Raw genomic sequence first — 23541 nt, 5'->3', positions numbered from 1 at the left:
CTGATTCGGGTTCTTGGGGCCCGCCCGGTAGCCTGGCTCGGTGCGCTGGCTGGCTTTCGGCACTTACGACGTCCATCGGCACCCCCGGGTGGCGGTGCTGATCGACGGGCTGCGGGAGGCCGGCGACGACGTCGTCGAGGTCAACGACCCGCTGCCGCTCGACACCGCGGGCCGCGTGCAGATGCTCAAGCAGCCCTGGCGGCTGCCGGTCCTGGCCTGGCAGCTGGGCCGTTGTTGGTCCCGCCTGGTCGCCGGTTCCCGGCGCGCCCGCAAGGACGGCGAGGTGGACGCCGTCCTGGTCGGCTATCTCGGTCATTTCGACGTCCGGCTGGCGCGGTTCCTGTTCCGGAAGACGCCGATCGTGCTGGACCACCTCGTGTCGGCGGCCGGCACGGCGACCGACCGGGGGCTGGCCGGCTCGGGCGGCGCCAAGCAGAAGCTGCTCCGCTGGATCGACCGCAAGGCGCTGAACAGCGCCGACGTCGTAGTCGTGGATACGCCCGAGCACCTGGCCGCGCTCCCCACGGATGCCCACGACAAAGCAGTCGTCACTCCGGTCGGCGCAACCCGCGCCTGGTTCGCCGCCCAGACCGCCGACCGCGCCGACTCCGAGCCACTCCAAGTCGTGTTCGTCGGGCTCTTCACGCCCCTGCACGGCACCGCCTACCTCGGCGACGCACTGGCGCTGCTCGCCGACGAACCCGGCATTCACGTCACGATGGTCGGCAAAGGCCAGGACCACGCCGACTGCCGGGCCCGCGCCGCCGCCAACCCGAACGTCGAATGGATCGACTGGGTCGCCGGGCCCGACCTCCCCGCCTTCGTCGCGTCGCACGACGTCAGCCTGGGCATTTTCGGGACCACCGCGAAGGCGCAGAACGTCGTCCCGACCAAGGTGTACCAGGGTGCAGCCGCAGGCTGCGCGGTCGTCACGTCCGACACCCCGCCGCAGCGGGAGATGGTGGGCGAGGCCGCGATCTACGTGCCGGCCGGGGACGCGGAGGCGCTGGCCGACGCGCTCCGGAAGCTGGCGGCCGACCGGGCCGCTCTCAAGACCGCCAAGACCACCGCCCGTCAGCACGCCGAAGAGCATTTCTATCCGGCCCGGGTCGTGGCGGCGCTGCGCGACCGAGTAAACACTCCAGTCCCCACGCGAGGTTGAACGACATGCCTACCCCTCCGTTGACCGCACGGGCCAACCTGCGCTGGGCGGTGGTCCGGCCGACGCTGGAGCGCCTGGCGCCGAAGACCATCCTCGAGCTCGGCTGCGGCCAGGGGGCGGTCGGTGCCCGGCTCGCGCAGCTCGCGACCTACACCGGCGTCGAGCCGGACGAGTCGTCGTGGCAGACCGCCTCGTCGCGCATCGACGGCACGGTCCTGCACGGCGACCACCACAAGGTGCCCGAGGGCGCCGAGTTCGACCTGGTGTGCGCGTTCGAGGTGCTCGAGCACATCGCCGACGACAAAGACGTGCTGGCCGACTGGGTCCAGTTCGTCAAGCCGGGCGGCAAGCTGATGGTGTCGGTGCCCGCCGACCAGCACCGGTTCGGGCCGTCCGACGAGTTGGTCGGGCACTACCGGCGGTACAGCGCCGAGCAGCTGACCGAGCTGCTGACGTCGGTCGGGTGCACCGACGTGGCCGTGCGCCGCTACGGCTGGCCGGTCGGCTACGCGTTGGAGGCGGTCAGCAACCGGGTCTCGGCCAAGAAGCTCGAGCAGCCCGCCGCGCCGGTCTCGGACGTGATCGAGGAGCGGGGCGCCACCTCGGGGCGGTTCCTGCAGCCGAAGAAGGCCGCCGGTCAGGTGCTGAAGCTCGGCATGGCCCCGTTCACCCTGATCCAGGAACTGGCCCCCTCGAAGGGCATCGGGCTTCTTGCGGTCGCCACCGGCCCCAAGGGCTGAACAACGAATCGGGGCTTCCGGCGTTGCCGGAAGCCCCGATTCGTTGTCGTCAGGAGCTCTTGACCCGGCGGCTCAGCGCGAGGAACCCGGACGCCAGCGCGAGGTCGATCACGGTCAGCGCCACCCGGGAGAGCACGGCGACGACCGCCGCCTGCGGCCCGCTCACCACGGTTGCGAACGTCGCCAGCAGCACCGTGTCGCGGACACCGAGCCCGGCCGGCAGCGGAATGGCGAGCAGACCGAGCGCATAGGCCAGCGCGTACCCGCCGACGCCGGCGAGCAGCGACGGCCCGACCGGCGCGCCCAGGCCCATCAGCAGGATCCACGCGTGGACGCCGAAGCAGACCGACACGAGCACCTGCCACCCGGCCGCCTTCGTCATCCCGAGCAGCGACGGAAGCTTCGGCAACGGTGGCTGGCGGATCAGCCGGAACGCGAAGTTCGCCAGCGGCCCGAGCACCCGCGGGTGCAGGAACGCCAGCAGGAACGGGATCGCCAGCATCCCCCACCAGTAGCGGCCCAGCACGTCCGGAGCGGCCAGCGGCAGCGTCACGGCCGCGACCGGCAGCCCGACCGCGGCGGTCAGCAGCAGCGCCAGCACGCCGACCGCGAACCCGACCCGCCGGGGCACCTTGTACTGGCGGCCGAGCTCCATCTGGGTCGCGATCGACCAGACCGAGCCGGGCAGGTACTTGCCGAGCTGGCTGATGAAGAAGATCCGGGCCGCGGCCCAGGCCGGGATCGGCGCGCCGAGGTCGGAGAGCAGCGTCCGCCAGACCTGGGCGGCGCAGAACATCGCCAACGCGACCGGCGGTAGCGACCCGACCGCGACCCACGGGTTCAGCTCCCGCAGCGCCTCGGTGAACCGGTCCCAGTTCTTGGCCAGCGCCCAGCCGGCGAACGCGATCATCAGAACGAGCAGCAGAACCTTCGCGGCGGTGATCAGCACCGCCCGGCCGCGCCGCGCCTTCGGGGCACGGCCGCGCCCCCCGTTCGGAGTGGCAGGCTCGCCGGGGTGCCCGCCGGACGCGATCTCCGCCGACTCGACCGCGGCTTCTTCAGGCTCGCTGGGCACCGCCGACAGCTCGGCGCTTGCGGTGGCGCTGTGCATAGCGTCGGCATTGGGGCCGAAACCCGACGACGCGTCGGTCACCGACTCACCGTCGGAGACCTCCGCGTCGTTCGGCAAAGCAGTGGAACCACCCTGAGTGGGCAAGTCAGTCGGCCCGGGAGCGGACGATCAGGTCGGCGAGCAGCGCCACCGACGCGATCAGCAGGCCGGTCACGATCAGCAGCAGCGAGTTCGTCGTGATGCGGAAGAAGTAGATGACCACATCGACGATCGCCTTCACGAACCCGACGCCGAGCAGCACCAACGCCAGCGGCATCAGCACCTTGATCGGGTTGAAGTACATGACCATCCGCAGCACCTGGAGGATGTAGCGGTAGGCGTCGCGGACGAAGTGGAACTTCGACGTGCCGGCGCGCTTGGCGTACTCGATCGGCAGGTAGTCGACCGTGTGCTGGTTGCTCAGGAACGACAGCGTGATCGTCGTCACGCAGCTGAAGCCGGGGGGCAGCAGGCGCAGGTACGGCAGCGAGACGTCGCGGCGGAACGCTCGCAGGCCCGAGTTGAGGTCGGGGATCTTCGTGCCGGCCAGCGTCTCGGCGACCTTGCGGATGACCCACTTGGCCGGCACCCGGAGGAACTTGTGGGTGCCCTGCTCGGTGGTGCGCGCGCCGACGACCTGGTCGGTCTCGGGGTGGTCGATCAGGTACTGGATGAACTCGGGGATCCGCTCGTTCGGGTACGTCATGTCCGAGTCGGTCCAGACCACGATGCGCCCGTAGGCCTCGGCGCTACCGATCCGCCGCGCGGTACCCGAGCCACCGTTGCGCTGGAACGGCATCAGCCGCATGCGCGGGAACCGGGGCAGCGCCTCCTGCAGCACCTCGAGCGTGTTGTCGGTCGACTTGTCGTCGATCACGAGCAGCTCGTAGCGGAAGCCGCTGGCGTCCATCGCCTGGGTGATGCGCTCGAGCTCGAGCAGAACGTGCGGGCCCTCGTTGTAGCAGGGCAGCACGATCGTCGCGTCGAGGGTGTTCGGCCCGTGGTCGAGCTCGTTGAGCGCACCCTGCGGCTGCGCGGGGTCGCCACCGCTGACGCTGGCGTGACGGGCGTGCGGGGTAGCGGCCTCGGTGAGAGTGGTCGTCGGGTCGGCGTTCATGGCCTCTCGCGGGGGTGTCGATGCGGCTGCCGGGCGTTTTGTCGAAGCGTGCGACAGCTTAGCCGTTCACGATGGGTCACCCGAAAAACGCTGGTGAAATCGGCCTTTACGGTGGATCAGGCAGCGTGCCGGTGGACGATTTGCCGCCGGCGGCGCCCGGTGCCGCCGCAGGACGGGCACTCGATCTCTTCTTCGCAGTCGGGCCGCTCGTCCAGCAGGATCTCGGCGGCCTCGTCGCAGCGGGCGAACCAGGCCTCCCACGCCTCCGCGGACACCAACCCATTTCGGCAATCGGTGCAACGCTCGGCTCGCATGTCCACCTCCAGGGGGTTACAGCTCTGACTTACATCGATGTAACCACTACCCCCCGACAAAATTCGCGCACGGCCCGCCGAGATCGGTCGGCCGGCAAGCCCGGGCCGTTCAGGCGCTCGCCGGGGCGGTGCCGGCGGACGCGGCGGCCGACCACTCGGCTTCGTCGGCGGTGACACCGCCGCCAGGACTTCCCATTCGGCGTTCGTCAGGGCGCCACGAGCCACGTATCACCAACGAACGACCGACTTCTCGAACACGCCCCCAGCCGTCTCGGTGCGGAAGGTCTGCCGGGAGGCAACGCAGCCGACTGGGGCGGAGCCTCCGTCGTAGCCGGGACCGTCGGGCTGCGCCCTACGACCCGAGAATCTGTTCCAGGTGCGCATTCCCGAACCGCCGGGTCGGATCCACGCGATCCCGAACCTCCAGGAACTCACCAAACCGCGGATACCGCCCAGCCAACCCAGCGGCATCCAAATAGTGCAACTTACCCCAATGCGGCCGCCCCTCCAACCCCACCATGATCTCCTGAACCGCCCGGAAATACTCCTCGTGTGGCGTCCGGTGGTACTGGTGCACCGCGACGTAAGCGGAATCCCGCCCGTACGCCGTCGACATCCACAGATCGTCAGCCGCCGCGACCCGCACCTCGACCGGAAAAGAGATCCGCCACCCGCGCCGGTCGATCACCCGGCCGATGGCCGTGATCGCCTCACGCAGGGCCGCCCGCGGAATCGACCACTCCGACTCCCGGAACCGCACCCGCCGCTGCGTGGTGAAGACCGCGGGGGAGTGGTCGGTGTACTCCCGCGCACTCAGCGCCCGAGCCGACACCGCGGCCAGCGGCGGGATCGCCCGCGGCGCGGCCCGTCCGAGTTCGCACGCCCACGCGAACACCGTGTTCGAGAGGAACTCGTCGTCCCACCAGGCCCGGCCCCGGGAGAGCGGCCGCCGTTCGGACGAGGCAGGCAGCCGCGTGTGCTGCTTGTAGAGCGTCCCCGACGTGTGCGGGAACCAGTAGAACTCGACGTGATCGTGGGCCTCGCAGTGGTCGTCGAACGAGTCGAGCATCGCGCCGAGCGGCATCGGCTTCTCCACCGCACGCAGCAAGAACGCCGGCTCGCACTGCAGGGTCACGGCCGCGATCACGCCGATCGCCCCGAGCCCCAGCCGGGCCGCCTCGAACAGCGACGGCTCCACCGAGGAAGAACACTCGACGACCGACCCGTCGGCCAGCACCAGCGTGAGCCCCCGCACCTGCGTCGCGATGCCTCCGAACGACGCGCCGGTGCCGTGCGTGCCGGTCGAGATCGCGCCCGCGATCGACTGGGAGTCGATGTCGCCGAGGTTCGTCATCGCCAGCCGGTAGGGCGCGAGCAGCCGGGGAATGTCCCGCAGCCGGGTGCCGCCCCGCAGCGTGACCAGCCCCGACGAGGTATCAGCCCGCACCACGCCGGTCAGCGCGTCCAGCGAGATCTGGACCCCGTCGGTGGCCGCGATCGCGGTGAACGAGTGCGCGGCGCCGATCGGCTTGACCCGCAGCCCGCGGTCGGCTGCCTCCATCAGCACAGCGGCCAGGTCGGAGACGCTCGCCGGTGTCGCCACCGCCGCCGGTGTCCAGCGCTGATTGCGACCCCAGTTCACCCACGTCTGGGCGGGCGGCGCCACGACCGTCATCGGCTGCTCCTCAGAATGCTCGGCCTTCACCCCGGTAGGTCGGCACCACGTCCACCACCCGGTCTCCGTCGACGACGTGCAGGACGTCCACGTGCTCGCAGAGCTCGCCGGCCTTCGCGTGCCGGAACCACACGCGGTCACCGAGCTTCAGCGCGTCCGCAGCGTCGCCATGCAGCGGAGTCTGCACCTCACCGGCCATTTCCGTGGGGGCCATCGTCAGGTTCGGAGGAAAAACCGGCGTCGGCAAGCGGTCGGGTCCGGGAGGACCGGACGCGATCCACCCGCCACCGGCCGCGGTCACCCAGCCGCGGGCCGGACGGCGCACGACCTGGACCGCGAACATCGCGGCCGGGCGGGGCGTGAACGCGCGATAGGTGTCGAACAGCGTCGGCCCGTAGAGGCCGGAACCGGCCGCGACCTCGGTCACCACCGGATCCGCGGCGGTCTTCTCCACGCTGCCGGTGCCGCCCGCGTTCACGAACCGCAGCGGCTCGGCCCCGACCTGCTGCAGCGCGTTCTGCACCGCGTCGATCACCGTGGCCCGCCGTTCCAGCAGCTCCTTCCAGGAGCGCCGCTGCATCCAGCGGACGGCCAGCCCGCGGAAGAACCGCCCCGGCGGCGCGTCGCCGACCCCGGCGATCTGCGCCTCGTACGACATCACGCCGGTGATCCGGAAACCCGGCCGGAGCGCGACCCGCCGGGCCAGCACGGCCGCGTCGGCCGGGGTATGCACCGGCGACCGCCGTACACCGATGTGTACCCGGCGCCCGATCCGCAGCGAGGAGTCCAGGTCGAGGCAGACCTGGAGCTCGGCCCGGCGTCCGGGCGGCGCGACCTCGTCGATCAGGTCGAGCTGGTCGATCGAGTCGATCATCAGCGTGACCCGGCCGGCCAGCCGTTCGTCGTCGGCCAGCTGCTTCAGCGCGGCCCGGTTGGCGGTCGGGTAGCCCACGACCACGTCGCTGAACGCGCTCGCGCCCTCGCCCGCGGCCAGCCAGAGCGCCTCCGGGAGCGTGTACCCGAGCACTCCGGCGAACCCGTCGAGCGACAGCGCCTCGATCAGCGCCGTCCGGCAGCGGACCGACTTACTGGCGATCCGGATCGGCGTCCCCGCGGCCCGCCGCGTCAGCGCGACCGCGTTCGCGCGGAACGCGCTCCGGTCGAGGATCGCGAACGGTGGCTCCAGGTGGGCGGTCGCCGTTTCGAGCCGGGCGAAGGTCGCCTCCGGCGACAGGTGGTTGCGCGGCTCGATGTCCGGTTCCGCACTTTTTTCTACGCTATGCGGCGAACCACCGCGGGTACGGGGCTGAGCGGGTGCGGGATGCGCGCGCCGAGGCTCTGTTTCGGCGGCCGGGTGGGCGGCCGGCAATGGCATCGTCGGCGAATCGTCGGGTGTGCCTTCGGAGCCGGGGAAACCCGCGTGACCAGGCGAATTGCCAGGTGAATTGCCGGGCCGTGCCATCCGGCGCCTCCAGTCGTCGTTCCCCAGGTCCGGATCGGGCCGGACCACAGCCTAAGTCCGGCCGTGCACCTCTGAAGCGTCTTCACAAGAGATACTCAGTCCGTGACCACAGTCCGACAGACGGCGCAGATCCCCGGAAAGCCGTCACGACCGCTCGGCGGTCGTGCTGGAGCGCGTCCGGGTCCGAGACGGGGCCCGGGGCGTGAGCCCGACCTGTGGCTTCCCGAGCACTCCTCGGCCGAGCCGCTCCGAAGGATGCCCAGCCAGCAGCGAAGTCGGCAGCGCGTCGAGCGCATCCTCGACGCGGCCGGCGACCTGGTGGCCGAGCGCGGCTACGAGGCGACGACGACGAGCCTCATCGCCCGCCGGGCCCGGGTCTCGCCCGGGTCCTTCTACCAGTTCTTCGCCGACAAGCGGGCCGCGGTGAAGGCGCTGTCGGCCCGCAACATGACCGTGTTCGCCGAGCGTCTCGACACGATGCTGGCCGAGAGCGGCTACGAGAACTGGTGGGCGACGGTCGAGGGCGCCTTCGACATCTACGTCGACCTGTGCCGTCATCACCCCGGGTTCCGGGCCGTGCGCTTCGGCGACATCGTCGACACGCACCTGCTCGACCCGACCCAGGACAACGACTCGGTGTTGGCCGGGCGGGTCGCCACGCTGCTGCACACCCGGTTCGGCGTCGTCGACACGCCGTCGCTACGGCTGGCCCTGCTGACGACGACGAAGGTCGCGGACGCGCTGATCAAGTTCGCGTTCAGCCGGGATCCGCAGGGCGACGAGGAAGTGCTCACCCAGGGTCGGCGGATGCTGCGGATCCACCTCGAGGGGTACGTGCAGCTGGGATCGCGGGAGTAGCCGGGCTCGCGCTCAACGAGGCAGCTCGCGGGACTCGCCGACCGCGAGGTCCCACAGGTCCTCGCGCGGGCGCCCGGCGTCGGCCCAGGCCCGCTGGGCCCGCTCGCGCGGCTCGGTGAGCGGTTCGCCGGTGAGCACGAACGTGCCCCAGTGCATCGTCGCCATCCGCGTCGCGCGCAGGTCGCCGCACGCGCGCACGGCCTCCTCCGGGTCCAGGTGCACCGGCTGCATGAACCAGCGCGGGTGGTAGGCGCCGATCGGCAGCAGCGCGAGGTCGATGCCCGCGTAGCGGCTGCCGATCTCGTTGAACCAGTGCCCGTAGCCGGTGTCGCCGGCGAAGTACAGACGCCGGCCGGCGTCGTCGGTGAGGACCCAGCCGCCCCAGAGCGTCTTGCACGTGTCGGTCAGCGACCGGCGGCTCCAGTGGTGGGCGGGCACGAAGTCGAACGCGACGCCGGCCAGCGTCGTCGACTCCCACCAGTCGAACTCGCTGACGTCGGTGAACCCGCGACGGGTGAACCACTCGCCGAGCGCGGCCGGCACCAGGATCGGGGTGTCGCGGGGGAGACGCCGGATCGTCGGAGCGTCCAGGTGGTCGTAGTGGTTGTGGCTGATCACGACCGCGTCGATCGGGGGCAGGTCGGCCCAGGCGACGCCGGGCGGCGTGACCCGGCGGGCGACGCCGGGCATCGCGTCGGACCAGATCGGGTCGGTGAGCACGGTGAGCCCGCCGATCTGGACGACGTAGCTGGCGTGCCCGACCCAGGTGACGACGAGCTGCTCCTGGCCGGTCGCCCGGACGAAGCCGGAGCGGTCGACCGGGATGTCGACGGCGTCGGCGCGGTCGACCTTCGGGCGTCCGTTGCGGAACAGCTGGAGCTGCTCCCTGGGGCCCGGGAGCGGGCTGGTCAGACGGTCGGTGAAGGACTCGGGCCAGATCCGGTCGCCGCGCTTGCGGCGGTCGGCGTTGAGGCGGGTTCGACGAGCGCGGGCGAGCCGGTCGGCGTCCAACATGAGCCACCCCTTTTTTCCAGAGAGCTGATTACCAGGCTAACTGCGCCCGGCGAGTGCCCCAGGGCTTAAATTCTCCGGTTGTGAACGCGGTTAGGGTTCTGCGGCTGTTCGGCCTGTATCTGGTCATCACGATCGTGGTGGTGGCCTGCCTGGTGGCGGGCACGGTGTTCTTCACGTTCCGCAAATCCTTGCCCGACTGGACCGGGACCGTGGCCGTGCCCGGGCTCTCGTCGACCGTGCACGTCTACCGGGACTCCTACGGCGTCCCGCAGATCTACGCGGACAACGCCGACGACCTGTTCAAGGCCGAGGGCTACCTGCACGCGACCGACCGGTTCTGGGAGATGGACTTCCGTCGGCACGTCACCGCCGGCCGCCTCTCCGAGCTGTTCGGGAAGTCGCAGGTCGACACCGACAAGTACATCCGGACGATGGGCTGGCGCCGGGTCGCCGAGCAGGAGCTGCCGCTGCTCTCACCGCAGACCCGGAGCTGGCTCGAGTCGTACGCGGCCGGCGTCAACGCCTGGATCAGCGAGCACCAGGGCACGTCGGCCGGCGTCGAGTACGCGGTGCTGAAGCTGCAGAACTCGGGGTACCGCATCGAGAAGTGGTCGCCGGTCGACAGCCTGGCCTGGCTCAAGGCGATGGCCTGGGACCTGCGCAGCAACATGTCCGAGGAGCTGGAGCGGGCCCGGCTGCTGGCCGCCGGCCTCACCTGGGACCAGATCAACGAGCTGTTCCCGGCCTACCCGTACCAGGAGCACCCGCCGATCCTGAAGTCCGGCGCGATCGTCGACGGGGCGTTCAAGCCGTCGGCGCCGTCCCCGACGTCGCCGAGCCGATCCTCCGGGGCGGCCCGGCCGGGTACCGCGGGCGGCGGGGGCGGGGGCACCGGCCCGGACGCGGCCGTGCAGGCCGCGCTGAGCTCGCTGAGCGGGTCGCTCGAAGACCTCGGGGACAGGCTGAACCGGATCCCGCAGCTGCTCGGCATCGGCGACGGGCTCGGATCGAACTCCTGGGTGGTCTCCGGCACCCACACGACGACCGGCAAGCCGCTGCTGGCCAACGACCCGCACCTCGGGCCGGTCATGCCGTCGATCTGGTACCAGATCGGCCTGCACTGCACGAGGGCGAGCGCGGCCTGCCCGGTCGACGTCTCCGGGTTCGGCTTCTCCGGCGTCCCCGGCATCGTCATCGGCCACAACGCCCGGATCGCCTGGGGCTTCACGAACCTCGGGCCGGACGTCGCCGACCTGTACCTGGAAAAGGTCGACGGGAACTCGTACGAGCGCGACGGCGACCAGGTTCCGCTGGTCACCCGCACGGAGACGATCAAGGTCGCCGGCGGGGACGACGTCCGACTGACGATTCGCAGCACCGTGCACGGACCGTTGCTGTCCGACCAGGACGCGGACCTCAGGAAGGTCGGCGCGAAACCGGGCGTGGACGCGGCCGGGGTGCCGACGCAGAAGGCCAGGCCGGCGTCGCCGGCCTACGCGGTCGCCCTGCAGTGGACCGCGCTGACGCCCGGCCGCACCGCGGACGCGCTGTTCGCGCTGAACACCGCGCAGAACTTCGACCAGTTCCGGGCGGCCGCCCGGAACTTCGCAGTGCCGGCCCAGAACATGATCTACGCCGACGTCGACGGGAACATCGGCTACCAGGCCCCGGGCACGATCCCGGTCCGCGGCAGCGGCGACGGGCTGTTCCCGGTGCCGGGCTGGAATCCCAGCTACGACTGGGCGGGCTCGGTGCCGTTCGAGCAGATGCCGTACGCCTACAACCCGCCCGCTGGATACGTCGTCACCGCGAACCAGGCGCCGGTGGCCGAGGGGGCCGGGCCGATCCTGGGCTACGACTGGGACTACGGCTACCGGAGTTCCCGGATCGAGGCCCGGCTCCAGGCGAAGTTCGCGGTCGGGAAGATCGACGCGGCCGACATGTCGGAGATTCAGATGGACACTCAGAGCGGGATCGCCAAGGAACTGGTGCCGCTGCTGGAGCCGTTCGACTCGACGTCGCTGCTGAAGACGTGGGACTACAACCAGACCGAGAACTCGGCCGCGGCCGCGTACTTCAACGCGGTCTGGCGGGCGCTGCTGTCGCGGACGTTCGACGAGCTGCCTGCGGATCTACGGCCGGACGGCGGGAGCCGCTGGTTCGAGGTCGTGAGCAATCTGCTGCGTGATCCGACGTCGCCCTGGTGGGACCGGAAGGGTACGGCGGCGGTGGAGAAGCGGGACGACATCCTGCGGCTGGCGTCGTCGGATGCCGTGGACGAGCTGACCGACCGGCTCGGCGACGACCCGTCGGAGTGGCGGTGGGGTGACCTGCACACGCTCACGATCCGCAACCAGTCGTTCGGGGACTCCGGCATCGGGTTGATCGAGGCGATCTTCAATCGCGGGCCGTACAAGCTGGCCGGCGGCAGCAGCGTGGTGGACGCGACCGGGTCGTACGCGCCGGACGGTTATCAGGTCGACTGGGTGCCGTCGATGCGGATGGTCGTCGACCTGGCCGACCTCGACCGGTCACGCTGGGTGAACCTGACCGGGGAGTCCGGCCATCCGTTCTCCGATCACTACAGCGACCAGGTTGAACTCTGGCGGAACGGTGAGACAACGGCGATGAGGTGGCGCCCGGAAACGATCCGATCCGAGGCGAAGTATGTCCAGAATCTGACGCCTTGAGGCGGATCCAGGGGTGTCGCGAGCCGCGTAGGCTTGGGGCGGGTCAACCGCAGGAAGCGTGGAAGGACGGGGAGCATGGCGTCGGACGATGACCGCGAGGTACCGATGGTCGACGACACCGACCTCATCGTTCTCCCTGATCAGACGGCCGACGACGTCGACACCGACTGGCGCGACGCCGCCGCCCGCAAACTTCGCGACCTGCAGCTGCTGGAGGATCGTCCCCCGCACTGGGACGCGTGACTCAGCGCCGGTTCCGCAGTTCGTCGCGGATCTCGGTCAGGAGGACGACCTCCTCGGACGGCGGGGCCGGGTCGGGCTCCTGACCACGCCGGCGCAGCTCGTTCAGCCGGTTCATCGGAGCGACCACCACGTAGTACAACGCCGCGGCGGTCAGCAGGAACACGATGAGCGCGGTGATGAACGATCCGTAGTCGAAAACGGCTTCGCGGATCTTGAACGTTCCGCTCACCTTGTTGCCGCCGGTGACCAGCTGGATCAGCGGGGTGAGGAACGACTTGCCGAACTGGGACACCAGCGTGGTGAAGGCGGCGCCGATCACGACGCCGACGGCGAGGTCGATGACGTTGCCGCGCCGGATGAAGTCGCGGAATCCACTGAACATGTGCGCTGTCCTCGAGGGTTCGGTGAGTGGGGGTTGGTAGGTAGTTCGTCCCGTCCGGGACGGGGCAGTTTGTTAGTGCCTCGCAGTGGCCGCGACGAATCCCGCGATGAGGCGGTTCTAGGCCGGGCGACCGCACTGTAACGGAGCCGTCGGTCGTGCTCGCGGGCGCGAGGGCAGGGCAGTTCTCGGCTAGGGCCGGCGCCTCTCCCGGCCGGGGGCGAATCCCTGGAGCGAGTCCGGACGGGCCTGTTGCTGGTGCGCGTGGTCGAGGTCATCGGCTTTATCTCCCGCGCCGCCGAGCCGCCGCCCAAACGGACCGCCGCACGAGCGCACCGCTACACCGCCGCGCGGTCGCGGCGGCGCGGTCGCGGCGGCATGGTCGCACCGCTACAGCGCAGCCCGGGCGCACCGGGGCACGGGCGTACCTGGGCACAGGCGCACCGGGGCACAGGCGCACCGGGGCACGGGCGTACCTGGGCACAGGCGCACCGGGGCACAGGCGCACCGGGGGCACGGGCGCGCCGTTGCACCGCCGCGCGGGCGCATCCGCCGCACGGGCACACCGTTGCACCGCCGCGCGGGGGCACCGTTGCACCGCGGCATGGGGCACCGGGGCACGGCGTACGGGCTCTGCGGCATGGGCGCACCGCTGATCCGGCGATCGTGAACTCTGCCGTCGCCTCCGGGAGCGTGCTCACCGGACCCACCGCTCGGCGCACGCCCCACTCAGCAGATGCCGCTGCTGAGCCCCCAGCGGGAGCTGCACTGTCCGGGCCGACCGCTGCACGATGCCGCAGCAGCTTCGCCGGACCTGCGCGAAACGCGCGCCAGGCTCGGCAGACGCTTTACCGCCGAGGAATCGGGCCGGTGCCGCCCGCCCACGGCACAGGCGCACCGCGGCAGGGGTGCACCGGCGATCCCGGACTCTGCCGTCGCTTCCGGGCACCGTGCTCACCGACCCACCACTCGGCGCGCCCCACGCGTCAGATGCCTGCTGCTGAGCCACAACCGCGAGACGCACTGTCCGTCGCGGCTCTCCACGATGCCGCAGTGGCTCGACCAGACCGGCGCCGGAAGTGCACCGGGCTCGCAGACGCTCTGCTGCTGAGGGCCTCGGGCCGGTGCTGCCCGCACCGCGATATTGGTGCATCGTCGATCCGGCGATCGTGAACCCTGCCGTCGCCTCCGGGGCCGGCACACCGACCGGACCCACCGCTCAACGCGCGCCCACTCGGCAGATGCGCGCTGCTGAGCCACATCCGTGAGCTGATTTGTCCGTGGCGCTGGCTCCACGATGCCGCAACGGCTTCGCCGGACCTGCGCTAGATGGGCGCCGCTCGGCAGGCGTTCTGCCGCTAAGGGCCTCGGGCCGGTGCTGCCGCCCGCCCTCCGCTCTGCTCGACGCCGGCCGATCGCGCAAGGCAGAGCCTGCGCCTCGGCGTGGGGGCGGGCCGATGATCGGCGCGTCCCTCCGGTAGGAAATGGCCGCCGGTCGGATGCTGCCGGGTGATTCTGCGCCGCTGCGAACCGAGGCTTTCACCGGCCGTCCCGACCGCTCGTTCCGACGCTGCGGCAAGGCGCAGAGCTAGTGGGCGATCTCGAGCGACCCTGCCCGCCGTACGCCGCCGAGCGCCGTTGCTGCGCGGCCACCCAGCCTCGCGCGGCTATCCAGTCCCGGGCGGCCATGTGGCCCCATGCGGCTGTCTGCCCCCTCTGTAGTCCGTGCGGCCGTGTTGCCCGACGGGGGCATCGGGTCCACCCAGCCTTGCGCGACTACTCAGCCCCGTGTGCCGTGTGGCTCGCGCGGGCATGGGGTCCACCCAGCCCTGCGCGGCCCATCAGCCCTGCGCGGCCCATCAGCCCTGCGCGGCCTCCCGGCGGTGCGCGGCCTCCCGCCGCTGCGCGGTCATGGGTGGCCCCGCGCGGCCCCGCGGCCACCCAGCCCTTGCGGCTGCTTAGAACTCCGCGGCTGCTCGTATCGGCGGCTGGTCCGGTGTCGTCGCGGTCCGGTGACGCCTGATCCCGTCTGGCCGGCTGGCCTGACGCTGGGCGAAGACATGCGGGTCTCCGCGTGCGCCGGCGCCCCCCGCGAGGTGTGGCGCTAAGAGCCGCTGCGGCTCCTCGCGGCGTTGTCGCCCTTTTCGGTGGTTGCGGGTGGCCCTGTGCGCCCATTGGTCCCAGCGTTCTCATCCGGCTGGGTGGTGCGATCCGGCACCGGGTTGCCGTAACGGGCAGCGGTGCCCCCTGGGGCGGGGTTGGGGAGCGGGGTCCCTTCCTGTGCGGCGCCGGTCCGCGGATCCGGGCCGCCCGGTGCCACGCCGCCAGCAGCGGAGACCGGGCCGCCGTTCGAGGTCGGGCTGCTGCCTGCCGAGCCGGAGTGCGCGGGCTCCGGCTCCGCGGTCGAAACCGCCGTCGCCGCCGCCGTCGGAGCCCCTGCCGCCGTCGAAACCCCCGCCGTCGTCGGAGCCCCTGCCGTCGTCGAGACCCGCGTCGTCGGAGCGCCCGCCGTCGTCGAGGCGCCTGCCGTCGTCGGAGCGCCTGCCGTCGTCGGAGCGCCTGCCGTCGTCGGAGCACCCGCCGTCGTCGTGGGCGGCGGTGCGCCCTCGCCGGGCGCGCTGCCCCGATCAACCGCCACCATCACCGCGGCCGCGGCCACCAACACGCTCGCGCAGACGCCCCGGACCGTGACCCGAGGCAAGTACAACCGCGGGGCATCGAGCCGCTCCGTCCGCCGCGCCCGCCCCACCTCCCCGGGCGACGCTAAGCCCCGAACCCCCACCCCCCACGCCCACGCCACCCGCCCTGTGGACAACCGCCCACCCCGTGCACAAACGCAACCAGCCGGCCCCCACCTGCTAGGGACCGGCTGGAAAGACCTACGCGACTTAGACCGCAGCCTTCGTCGAAGACGAACCCGACGAGCCCGACGACCCGGAGGTCCCAGAAGACCCCGACGACCCAGAAGACCCCGACCCCCCCGACGAGGACGAAGAAGAAGAGCTGTCCGACTTCGTCGAGGAAGAAGAAGAATCCGCCGTGCTCTTCGCCGGCTCCGAGCTCGAAGACCCCGACCGCGAATCCGTCCGATAGAACCCAGAGCCCTTGAACACGACCCCCACCGACGAGAACAGCTTCCGCAGCTCACCCTGGCAATTCGGGCACTCGGTCAACGGAGCGTCGGAGAACGACTGGACCGCGTCGAGCCGGTGGCCGCAGGCCGTGCACTTGTATTGGTAGGTCGGCACGGCCGCCTCCTAAGCTGGAGCTTCGCTTGGCACTCAGGTCGAACGAGTGCCAAGTGTGCGATATTCCGCGCTCAGACGCCAGTTCGCGACCACTGTCGCTCTCCTCACAAGAGCGAAACCCAGCCCCCACCCGGCGTCACCACATCCGTGACCGGCCGGTCATGAGGCTCAGCAGGCACCGACTCCAGCAACTCGTCGTCGTACACCAACGCGATCAACGGTGTGCTCTGCGCCACAGCCACCAGCGCCCGATCGTAATACCCCGCACCCCGACCCAACCGCGACCCGTCCCGCCCCACGGCCAGCGCCGGCACCACGATCGCGTCCACCGTATCCAGGGACGACGGCCCGAGGATCGCCTCCGGCGGCGGCTCCCAGAGATCGTGCGGCCCCCGCACCAGCTCCTGCCGGTGTTCGTACCCACCCCAGTCGAGCGTGCGGTCTGGCCGGCTGACCGGCAGCAACACACCGATCCCAGCCTCGCGGAGGGCGTCCGGCAGGCCGACCCTCGGTGCGCCGAACAGGTCCGGCGGCCCGGGGATGGCACCCGGCTCGGAACCGACCGGAACGTATGCCGCGACCGACCACACCCCGCGCTCGTTGAGTCCGGCAAGAAGATGCGCGACCAGGCGACGGCTCTCGGTGGCGACCTCGGCCGGGGAGAGCCGTGCAAAACGCTCGGCGCGAGCGTTCCGCCGAGCGGCCCGCAGCGCCGCCTTCGCCGCCTTCGCCGCGATCGAGCTCATCACTGCTCCTCTCGGCGACCGGCAACAGAGACCCAGGGAGGTCGCCATGACCCTACGCAGACGCCTGGCCGCGTCGTTGCTCGCGGTGGTGCTCGGGCCGCTGCTGCTCGGCGCGGTCGCGGTGGGGATCGGAGCGACCCGGCTGGCCGAGGAGCGGGCCACCGAGCGGCTGGACGCCGCCGCGACCGTCGTCGGCACCGCGGTGCAGAGCGTCTGCCAGCGGGCCCGGGCCGCGTCCGAGGCGCTGGCGGCCACGATCTCGCGCGGCGACCGGCCCACGGCCGCCGCGACCTTCGTCGTCACCCGCGGGCTCGCCGACGCGGCCCGAGTCGAGAACACGTCCGGCGCGGTCGTCGCCTCGGCCGGCCCGGCCGGCCCGGCCGGCCTCAGCCTGACCGACCCCCGCGAGCCCGACCCCGGCTGGGGTGACTGCACCCGGGGAACCCCACCGCACGGACGTCCGACGTTGATCGCCGCGACCGTCCCGCTGCACCGATCCGACGGCGCCCCGGCGGGACGGGTCACCACCGCGCTCACCATCACCCCCGCCGATCTCCAGAGCCTGGTGAGGATCCCCGGCGTCCAGGTCGATGCCCTGGGAACAGCCACCCGACAGCGCCGCATCCCCCCGGCCCCCGGTCGGCCGCTCGACACCACGCTCACCACCCCCGCCCCCGACGCCACCGCTCTCTACGGCGCCCTGACGCTCGTCGTCCTGGCCGCCGCCGGGGCCTCGCTGGTCGCCGCCAACGTGCTGGCCCGCGCGCTCACCAAGCCGCTCCAGGAGGTCGCGCTCGCCGCCGAGCAGGTCGCCGACGGTGACCTGGCCGCCCGCGTCCCGGTCCGCGCCCGCGACGAGATCGGGCACCTGGCCGGCACGTTCAACCGGATGACCCGCAGCATGCAGGCCTACGTCGCCGCGCTCACGGCCGGCCGGGACCAGCTCCGAAGAACGCTGGCCCTGCTCGGCGACACGATGTCGAGCACGAACGACGTCGATCGGATCCTCGAAGTCATCCTCGAGAGCGTCGTCGCGACGACCGCGGCCGAGGGCGGGATCGTGCTGCTCGCCCGCGACTCGCACCTCGTCGGGCAACGCGCGCTCGGGCTCGCCGCCCGCGGCGTCCGTCCGTCGGACGTCCGAGTGAAGGTAGGGGAGGGACTGCTCGGCGGGGTGGCTGCCACGGCCGAAGGCCGGATCGGCCGGGTGACCGCGGACGTGCACCTCAGCGCGGACGAGCCGGACTGCCGGACGTTCATCGCGGTCCCGATCGTGGGACCGCCCCACCCTCCGGCGCTGCCCGGCGGTCGGTTGCTCGGCGTGCTCGCGCTCTACGACCGCCTGGGCGGAGACGATTTCGACGACGGGGACCTGCTGACCGTGCGGAGCTTCGCCGGGCAGGCCGCGGTCGCGCTCGAGAACGCGCTGCTGCACGGGTCGGCCCGGGTGACGGTCAGCTCCAATCCCTGGCGGATCTCCCTGCCGGTCGGCCGCCGTTAACCTCGGCCGACACCCGTCAGCCGACGGAGACGCGCCTGGGTTTGTTGGCTAGTCTCCCGACATGGTCGACACTTCTGCCGCCAACAAGTCCCGTTCGACGCGCAAGGCCGTGATCCCGGCCGCCGGACTGGGCACACGGTTCCTCCCGGCGACGAAGGCGGTGCCGAAAGAGCTGCTGCCGGTCGTCGACAAGCCCGCGCTCGAGTACATCGTCGAGGAGTCGGCCGCGGCCGGGCTCGACGACGTCCTGCTGGTCACCGGCCGGGGCAAGAGCGCGATGGTCGATCACTTCGACCGCCGCCCCGACCTGGAGCAGCAGCTCGAGGCCAAGGGCGACACGAAGCGCCTCGAGGCGATCCGCCGGTCGTCGGAGATCGCCGCGATCAACACCAGCCGCCAGGGCGAGCCCAAGGGCCTCGGCCACGCCGTGCTGTGCGGCGCCTCCCACGTCGGCAACGAGCCGTTCGCGGTCATGCTCGGCGACGACCTGATCGACGCCCGCGACCCGATCCTGCCGACGATGCTCGACGTCCAGGCCGAGCACGGCGGCATCGTGCTGGCGCTGCTCGAGGTGCCCCGCGAGCACATCAAGCGGTACGGCATCGTCGCGGTCGAGACCACGGGCCGCACCGGTGAGGGCCACCTCGGCGACATCGTCCGGGTGACCAGCATGGTCGAGAAGCCCGAGCCCGACGACGCCCCCAGCAACCTGGCGATCATCGGCCGCTACGTGCTGCCGCCGGAGATCTTCGACGCGATCCGCGAGACGAAGCCGGGCGCGGGCGGCGAGATCCAGCTGACCGACGCGATGGCCGCGCTGCTGGCCGAGGGCACCCCGGTGCACGGCGTCGTGTTCAAGGGCCGCCGCTACGACACCGGAGCGAAGATCGACTACCTGAAGGCCGTCGTCCAGCTCGGCGTCGACCACGAGGAGCTCGGGTCGGAATTCCGCGACTGGCTCACCGAGTACGTACGGACGTCACTGGCGTGACCGGCTCGGGGGGGCTGCTCGGAGTACGACCGGAACTGCTGGGTGCGGGGGCCCAGCGTTTCGTGGACACGGCGCTGGCCGATCTGGAGCCGCTGCGCCCACTGCCGATGGCGCTGCTGGAGTCGCTCGGCGTCCTCCTCGCGGAGGACGTCGTCGCTCCCGCGGCGGTGCCCGCGTTCGACGTCGCCGCCGTCGACGGCTACGCCGTCCGCTCGAACGACGCGCTGGGTGACGCGCAGTGGTCCGATGATCCGTCCAAGCACCATGCGGACGTCCGGCTGCACGTCATCGGCGACCTGACCGCGGCGTCCTGGGAGCCGGCGACCGTGTCGGCCGGGGCCAGCTACACGGTGACGGTCGGGACGCCGGTTCCGGCCGGGGCCGACGCGATCGTGCCCGGCGACGCCACGGACGGCGGGCTGGCGAGCGTCCGTATCGAAAGGGTGCCGAGCCCGGGCGAGGGGATCCGGCGACGGGGCAGCACCGTCGCGGCGGGGGCCGTACTGGCGCCGGCCGGCACCCGGGTGACCGCGGCCACCATCGCGTTGCTGGCCTCGGCCGGGGTCGACTCGGTGCTGGTCTCGCCACCGCCGCGGGTGCTGGTCGCGGCCACCGGGGACGAGCTCGTGGACTCGTCGCGGCCGGGCGCCGGACCGGGGCGGGTCGTCGACGTCGACTCGCTCGGGATCGCGGCCGCGGCCCGCGAAGCGGGTGCGCACGCCCACCGGGTCGGCATCGTGCCGGACGAGGACGAGGCGCTGCGGGTGCTGGTCGAGAACCACGCCCACCGCGCCGACCTGCTGGTGACCACCGGCGGTACCGGCAGCGGTCGCACCGACGTGCTGCGCCGGTTGTTCGGTCTCGACGACCTCGTCCATTTCGAGACGTTGCGGATGGAACCGCCACTGGTGGTCGGGTACGGACGGGTGGGTCCGACGCGGATGCCGGTGCTGTGCCTGCCGGGGGACCCGGCGGGCGCGCTGCTGGGCTTCGAGCTGGTGCTGCGGCCGATGCTGCGCCGGCTGGCCGGCGCCTCGCAGGTGTTCCGCACGGCGGTGCTGGCCCGGGTGCTGTCGCCGATGCGGTCGCGGGCGGGAGTCCGGGAGTTCCGGCCGGCGCGGGTTTCGGGCTACGACGCGGAGCCACTCGGCGGGGGTGAGGCATTTCTCACCGGGTACGCGACGGCGAACGCTCTGCTGGCGATCCCGGAGGCGACGACGGATGTCCCGGCCGGAGCGGAGGTCCCGGCACTGCTCTTGGGCAACTGATCTTCGGGCGCCCGTGCGCATTGGCGCGGAAGGTGTCTAAGCTTCCGGCACCAGTTACCGCCGCGAGGACGCCGATGACCGCATTGCCCGGCTGGCCGGCCACCCTGGCGGAAGGCCCGGTCGGCCTCCGCCCCCACCGGATCCGTGACGCGCGTGCGTGGTCCGACGTGCGCTTGGCGAACGAGGAGTGGCTGGCCAGATGGGAGCCGACCTCGATGCGCCCGTGGGCCGACCGGCACCGGGTCAGTGACTACTACGAGCTGTACCGGTCGCTGCGGCGCGGGGTGCGGCTCGGCCAGATCATGCCGTTCGTCGTCACGTACGAGGACGAGTTCGTCGGCCAGTTGACCCTGGGGAACATCGTCCGGGGGGCGTTCTGCTCGGCGTACGCGGGTTACTGGGTCGATAGCCGGGTCGCCGGCCGTGGGGTGATCCCGACGGCGCTGGCGATGGCGGTGGACTTCTCGTTCGCGCACGCGGCGCTGCACCGGATCGAGGTGAACATCCGGCCGGAGAACACCTCGAGCCGGCGGGTCGTCGAGAAGCTGGGCTTCCGGCAGGAGGGATTCCACCCCCGGTACCTGCACATCGACGGTGGGTGGCGGGATCACGTGGGCTACGCGTTGACGGTGGAGGACGTGGCGCCGGCCGGGCTGTTGGCGCGCTGGCGGAGCGCGCGGGTGTCCTGATCGTCCGGGACAGATGTCCCGATCGGCCAACTGAATCTCCGATAGTGCCCTCCTCTTGTTGCGGGTGTTGTTGTGGTCGAGAACCAGACACGCCCGTTGAGTTCCCGAATGTCCTGGACTTTGCTCGTAGCCTCAGAACTACGTACGTGTAATTCCGCCGGATCTGGGGAGGGAGGGCTTATGCCGTCGTCTGTCCTGCTCGCGTTGGTCGTTGCTGCTGGGGTGCTGATCCTGATGCCGGCCCTGGCCCACCGCTACGACACCGCACTGCGGGGTCAGGCGGAGCTTCGTGCTTCGTCGATGCGGGTGCTTCCCCGGGAGCGTCGTCGTCGGACGGTGCCGTCGGGTGGCCCGGTGCGGCCGCCGACGTCGCTGATCGTCCCGGCTGCGGTGCGGACGGCGCACGGGGTCACGGCTGAGGGCCGGGACTTGACCGCGGTGCGGGCTTCGCTGGTGCGTGAGGTGTTGGACGGGGCCGGGGCTGGGGCGCCGGTTTCCGGGGCGCGGACTCGGGTTCGGGTGCGGCGGCCGGCGAACGGGAACCGGCCGACGAGCGCGGTGCCGATCCCGGTCTCGGCGATGCCGGTGGCGGCCAACCGCCCGGTGAGCGTGGTTCCGGCCCCTCCGTCGGCGCGGCCGACCGTCGTGCCGGCGGCGGCCGTCCGGCGGGCCGCGGAGCTGCAGCGCGCCCGGCGTCGCCGCTTGGTGCTCATCCTGGCTGCCCTGGTCGTCGGCCAGGCGGTGGTCGGCCTGTTCCTCGGTGCCGCGTTCCTGATCGGCGCCGTGGTCTCGGCGGTAGTGGCCGCCGGCCTGCTGGGCCGGCTGCGCGCGGTGGCCGCCGAGCGCCAGAAGCGCGAAGCCCAGGAGCGGCACGCCCAAGCGCTGGTGGCGCGTGCGCGTGCCCACCGCGCCGAGGCGTTCGTCCGCCGGGCGCTGCGCCAGGTGCCGGCGGGTGCCGACCGCGAGGCTTGGCTGGGCTCCGAGGCGGTTGGTGCGGCCGCGGGGTGGCTGGCGATGCCGAGGGCCGAGCGTGAGCGCCCGGCGCGGGACGTGGTGCGGGTGCTGGCCGCGGCGGGCCGTGAGGTGTACCTGGCGGCGGATGGAGCCTGGGCGGTACGGCCGGTTGCGGTGGCGACGCGGGATTCCGTACGGCGGGATGCGGTCGCGCGGCGTGAGGCGAGGGCCGCTGAGGCCCGCCTGCCGCGGGTTGTCAACGGTTGATGGGTCGGAGCCGCCGGGCTCCCTGCGCGCCCCGGGCCTGCGGGTCCGGGGCGGGTGAAAGCACTCTCAGAGTGCTGGTAAGGTAGTCGAGGGCTTGGGGATGTAGCGCAGCCCGGTAGCGCACCTCGTTCGCATCGAGGGGGTCAGGGGTTCGAATCCCCTCATCTCCACCAAGTCTGAAGGCCAGTTCTCCGTTCGGGGAGCTGGCCTTTGTCTTGCCTGGTTGACCCTGATCGATTGTCGGGCCGGATGTCGAGCGGCCTGGTCGGCGCGACATATTGGTCGACGTAGGAGTGCTGCCGCATCAGGAGCCGCGACAGCTTCAGCCCGTGGTGGTCGATGTGCATCTCGATCGCGGTGTAATGCCGCTTTTCATAAAGATGCAGTGCGACCGCGTTCTGCGGGTCGACCGTAAGCATGACTTCGCGACAGCCGTTGTCGGCAAAGTACTTCTCGGCGGCAGCCAGCAACCGGGTGCCGACGCCCCGATCCTGATGCTCTCGGTGCACGGCCATCGACATGACCCAGCCAAGTTTCTGGTCGTTCGTGTCCCGAAACGCGGCAAGGTAGCCGACCACCTCGGGCGCGCGGCGCTCGTCGAGGCGCTCGGCCACGAAGTAGCCGTCGCCGAGTACCGCCAGCGAACGGAACAGCCGCCGCGGGTAGGGCTCGCCGCCGAAGGCGCTCAGCTCGACCTCGAACAGGCTCTCGACGTCGTCGACGCGGAAACGTCGGACGCAATACCCGAGCGTCTCGGCGGGCTGGTCCGGAGTGCCACTCACACCGACCGGGTAGGCGTTCGCGGCAGCGACTGTCGCCGCTGCCGTTAGGCGCGGAAGCAGGTGCTCATGACCCGGGATCGGGAGCATCGCGCTGGTGAGGACGGTCGGCTCTGCCCGATAGTCCTTCCGGACGGCAACGACGTACCCGACTACTTTGCCATCAACCTCGGCGACCTGAAATCCGTCGTGGACCATGTCGAGCAACTGCGCAAACGCGAATCGCGGAAGAGCTTCGCGGCCGAAAAGGCCAGTCTCGACCGGATGGACAGCTGAAAGATCTTCAGTTCGAAAGGCTCGGACCTTCACGTTCATTCGTATCCGGCCAACTGG

20 protein-coding genes and 1 tRNA gene are annotated in these 23541 nt (G+C 71.4%); 11 read left to right on the top strand and 10 right to left on the bottom strand.

Annotation, left to right across the window (positions count from 1 at the left end):
- Positions 1-40: 40 nt before the first annotated feature.
- The gene (locus FL583_RS07440; RefSeq protein WP_142703734.1) at positions 41-1162 is read left to right on the top strand and encodes a glycosyltransferase; all 1122 of its coding nucleotides are present in this window, start codon (positions 41-43) and stop codon (positions 1160-1162) included.
- Between the two features lie 5 nt (positions 1163-1167).
- Positions 1168-1902, top strand: a complete 735-nt coding sequence (locus tag FL583_RS07435) for a class I SAM-dependent methyltransferase (protein WP_142703733.1) — start codon at positions 1168-1170, stop codon at positions 1900-1902.
- A 49-nt stretch (positions 1903-1951) separates the two neighbouring features.
- Here the strand turns inward: FL583_RS07435 and FL583_RS07430 are convergent, their stop codons facing one another.
- From FL583_RS07430 to FL583_RS07415, 5 genes are all read right to left on the bottom strand, one after another.
- Positions 1952-3091 (bottom strand): lysylphosphatidylglycerol synthase transmembrane domain-containing protein, encoded by a 1140-nt coding sequence (locus FL583_RS07430; RefSeq protein WP_142703732.1) that lies wholly within the window; start codon positions 3089-3091, stop codon positions 1952-1954.
- A 28-nt stretch (positions 3092-3119) separates the two neighbouring features.
- A complete protein-coding gene (locus tag FL583_RS07425) occupies positions 3120-4130 on the bottom strand; it encodes a glycosyltransferase family 2 protein (protein WP_142703731.1) in 1011 nt (336 codons plus the stop codon).
- Positions 4131-4246: 116 nt separating this feature from the next.
- Positions 4247-4405: a hypothetical protein gene (locus FL583_RS39995; RefSeq protein WP_170323534.1), complete on the bottom strand. Its 159-nt coding sequence runs from the start codon at positions 4403-4405 to the stop codon at positions 4247-4249.
- A 391-nt stretch (positions 4406-4796) separates the two neighbouring features.
- Positions 4797-6119 (bottom strand): D-arabinono-1,4-lactone oxidase, encoded by a 1323-nt coding sequence (locus FL583_RS07420; protein ID WP_142703730.1) that lies wholly within the window; start codon positions 6117-6119, stop codon positions 4797-4799.
- 10 nt (positions 6120-6129) lie between these two features.
- Positions 6130-7494, bottom strand: a complete 1365-nt coding sequence (locus tag FL583_RS07415) for an amino acid deaminase/aldolase (protein ID WP_142703729.1) — start codon at positions 7492-7494, stop codon at positions 6130-6132.
- A 342-nt stretch (positions 7495-7836) separates the two neighbouring features.
- On the opposite strand from FL583_RS07415, the gene FL583_RS07410 reads away from it, so the two are divergent.
- Positions 7837-8439, top strand: coding sequence for a TetR/AcrR family transcriptional regulator (locus FL583_RS07410; protein WP_142703728.1), 603 nt, complete (start codon positions 7837-7839; stop codon positions 8437-8439).
- Positions 8440-8451: 12 nt separating this feature from the next.
- On the opposite strand, the gene FL583_RS07405 is transcribed toward FL583_RS07410, so the two are convergent.
- Complete coding sequence (locus FL583_RS07405; RefSeq protein ID WP_142703727.1) at positions 8452-9453, bottom strand: MBL fold metallo-hydrolase; 1002 nt, start codon at positions 9451-9453, stop codon at positions 8452-8454.
- Positions 9454-9533: 80 nt separating this feature from the next.
- Between FL583_RS07405 and FL583_RS07400 the strand changes: the two genes are divergently transcribed.
- Together FL583_RS07400 and FL583_RS39990 are read left to right on the top strand one after the other, a co-directional pair.
- Positions 9534-12143 carry a penicillin acylase family protein gene (locus tag FL583_RS07400; RefSeq protein WP_205751913.1) on the top strand — a complete coding sequence of 870 codons (2610 nt, stop codon included), beginning with the start codon at positions 9534-9536 and terminating at the stop codon, positions 12141-12143.
- 75 nt (positions 12144-12218) lie between these two features.
- Positions 12219-12386 carry a hypothetical protein gene (locus FL583_RS39990; protein ID WP_170323533.1) on the top strand — a complete coding sequence of 56 codons (168 nt, stop codon included), beginning with the start codon at positions 12219-12221 and terminating at the stop codon, positions 12384-12386.
- A gap of 1 nt (position 12387) precedes the next feature.
- On the opposite strand, the gene mscL is transcribed toward FL583_RS39990, so the two are convergent.
- The 3 genes from mscL to FL583_RS07380 form a co-directional block, all read right to left on the bottom strand.
- Entirely contained in the window at positions 12388-12768 is a 381-nt protein-coding gene (gene mscL, locus FL583_RS07395; RefSeq protein ID WP_142703726.1) for a large conductance mechanosensitive channel protein MscL, read from the bottom strand.
- Between the two features lie 2885 nt (positions 12769-15653).
- Positions 15654-16013, bottom strand: a complete 360-nt coding sequence (locus FL583_RS42710) for an FmdB family zinc ribbon protein (RefSeq protein WP_142703725.1) — start codon at positions 16011-16013, stop codon at positions 15654-15656.
- Positions 16014-16117: 104 nt separating this feature from the next.
- On the bottom strand, positions 16118-16759 hold the full coding sequence (locus FL583_RS07380; protein WP_142703724.1) for a 5-formyltetrahydrofolate cyclo-ligase: 642 nt from the start codon (positions 16757-16759) through the stop codon (positions 16118-16120).
- Between the two features lie 46 nt (positions 16760-16805).
- Between FL583_RS07380 and FL583_RS07375 the strand changes: the two genes are divergently transcribed.
- The 6 genes from FL583_RS07375 to FL583_RS07350 all read left to right on the top strand — a co-directional run bounded on the left by FL583_RS07375 (position 16806) and on the right by FL583_RS07350 (position 22602).
- Positions 16806-18260: a HAMP domain-containing protein gene (locus tag FL583_RS07375; RefSeq protein WP_142703723.1), complete on the top strand. Its 1455-nt coding sequence runs from the start codon at positions 16806-16808 to the stop codon at positions 18258-18260.
- Between the two features lie 61 nt (positions 18261-18321).
- Entirely contained in the window at positions 18322-19251 is a 930-nt protein-coding gene (locus FL583_RS07370; protein ID WP_142703722.1) for a UTP--glucose-1-phosphate uridylyltransferase, read from the top strand.
- Positions 19248-20519, top strand: coding sequence for a molybdopterin molybdotransferase MoeA (locus FL583_RS07365; RefSeq protein WP_142703721.1), 1272 nt, complete (start codon positions 19248-19250; stop codon positions 20517-20519). The genes FL583_RS07370 and FL583_RS07365 overlap by 4 nt, the downstream gene beginning before the upstream one ends.
- A gap of 74 nt (positions 20520-20593) precedes the next feature.
- On the top strand, positions 20594-21208 hold the full coding sequence (locus tag FL583_RS07360) for a GNAT family N-acetyltransferase (protein WP_142703720.1): 615 nt from the start codon (positions 20594-20596) through the stop codon (positions 21206-21208).
- 180 nt (positions 21209-21388) lie between these two features.
- Entirely contained in the window at positions 21389-22429 is a 1041-nt protein-coding gene (locus FL583_RS42385; RefSeq protein ID WP_142703719.1) for a hypothetical protein, read from the top strand.
- Between the two features lie 96 nt (positions 22430-22525).
- Positions 22526-22602, top strand: a tRNA-Ala gene (locus FL583_RS07350).
- Here FL583_RS07350 and FL583_RS07345 read toward each other — a convergent pair.
- Entirely contained in the window at positions 22591-23523 is a 933-nt protein-coding gene (locus FL583_RS07345) for a GNAT family N-acetyltransferase (protein ID WP_170323532.1), read from the bottom strand. The two genes, FL583_RS07350 and FL583_RS07345, sit on opposite strands and share 12 nt — an antisense overlap.
- Between the last annotated feature and the right edge of the window lie 18 nt (positions 23524-23541).

Origin of the sequence: Cryptosporangium phraense (assembly GCF_006912135.1) — a bacterium.
GTDB classification, from domain to species: Bacteria; Actinomycetota; Actinomycetes; order Mycobacteriales; family Cryptosporangiaceae; genus Cryptosporangium; species Cryptosporangium phraense.
The sequence above is the reverse complement of the archived record's forward strand: the minus strand, read 5'-3'. Positions and strand labels throughout refer to the sequence as shown.

Excerpts from the sequence above, each read along its gene's own strand:
- FL583_RS42385 (WP_142703719.1), top strand. The coding sequence starts at position 21,389 with ATGCCGTCGTCTGTCCTGCTCGCGTTGGTCGTTGCTGCTGGGGTGCTG.
- FL583_RS07420 (WP_142703730.1), bottom strand. The coding sequence starts at position 6,119 with ATGACGGTCGTGGCGCCGCCCGCCCAGACGTGGGTGAACTGGGGTCGC.
- FL583_RS07345 (WP_170323532.1), bottom strand. The coding sequence starts at position 23,523 with ATGAACGTGAAGGTCCGAGCCTTTCGAACTGAAGATCTTTCAGCTGTC.
- FL583_RS07410 (WP_142703728.1), top strand. The coding sequence starts at position 7,837 with ATGCCCAGCCAGCAGCGAAGTCGGCAGCGCGTCGAGCGCATCCTCGAC.
- FL583_RS07425 (WP_142703731.1), bottom strand. The coding sequence starts at position 4,130 with ATGAACGCCGACCCGACGACCACTCTCACCGAGGCCGCTACCCCGCAC.
- FL583_RS07380 (WP_142703724.1), bottom strand. The coding sequence starts at position 16,759 with ATGAGCTCGATCGCGGCGAAGGCGGCGAAGGCGGCGCTGCGGGCCGCT.
- FL583_RS07375 (WP_142703723.1), top strand. The coding sequence starts at position 16,806 with ATGACCCTACGCAGACGCCTGGCCGCGTCGTTGCTCGCGGTGGTGCTC.
- FL583_RS07360 (WP_142703720.1), top strand. The coding sequence starts at position 20,594 with ATGACCGCATTGCCCGGCTGGCCGGCCACCCTGGCGGAAGGCCCGGTC.
- FL583_RS07435 (WP_142703733.1), top strand. The coding sequence starts at position 1,168 with ATGCCTACCCCTCCGTTGACCGCACGGGCCAACCTGCGCTGGGCGGTG.
- FL583_RS07370 (WP_142703722.1), top strand. The coding sequence starts at position 18,322 with ATGGTCGACACTTCTGCCGCCAACAAGTCCCGTTCGACGCGCAAGGCC.
- FL583_RS07415 (WP_142703729.1), bottom strand. The coding sequence starts at position 7,494 with ATGCCATTGCCGGCCGCCCACCCGGCCGCCGAAACAGAGCCTCGGCGC.
- mscL (WP_142703726.1), bottom strand. The coding sequence starts at position 12,768 with ATGTTCAGTGGATTCCGCGACTTCATCCGGCGCGGCAACGTCATCGAC.
- FL583_RS39990 (WP_170323533.1), top strand. The coding sequence starts at position 12,219 with ATGGCGTCGGACGATGACCGCGAGGTACCGATGGTCGACGACACCGAC.
- FL583_RS07405 (WP_142703727.1), bottom strand. The coding sequence starts at position 9,453 with ATGTTGGACGCCGACCGGCTCGCCCGCGCTCGTCGAACCCGCCTCAAC.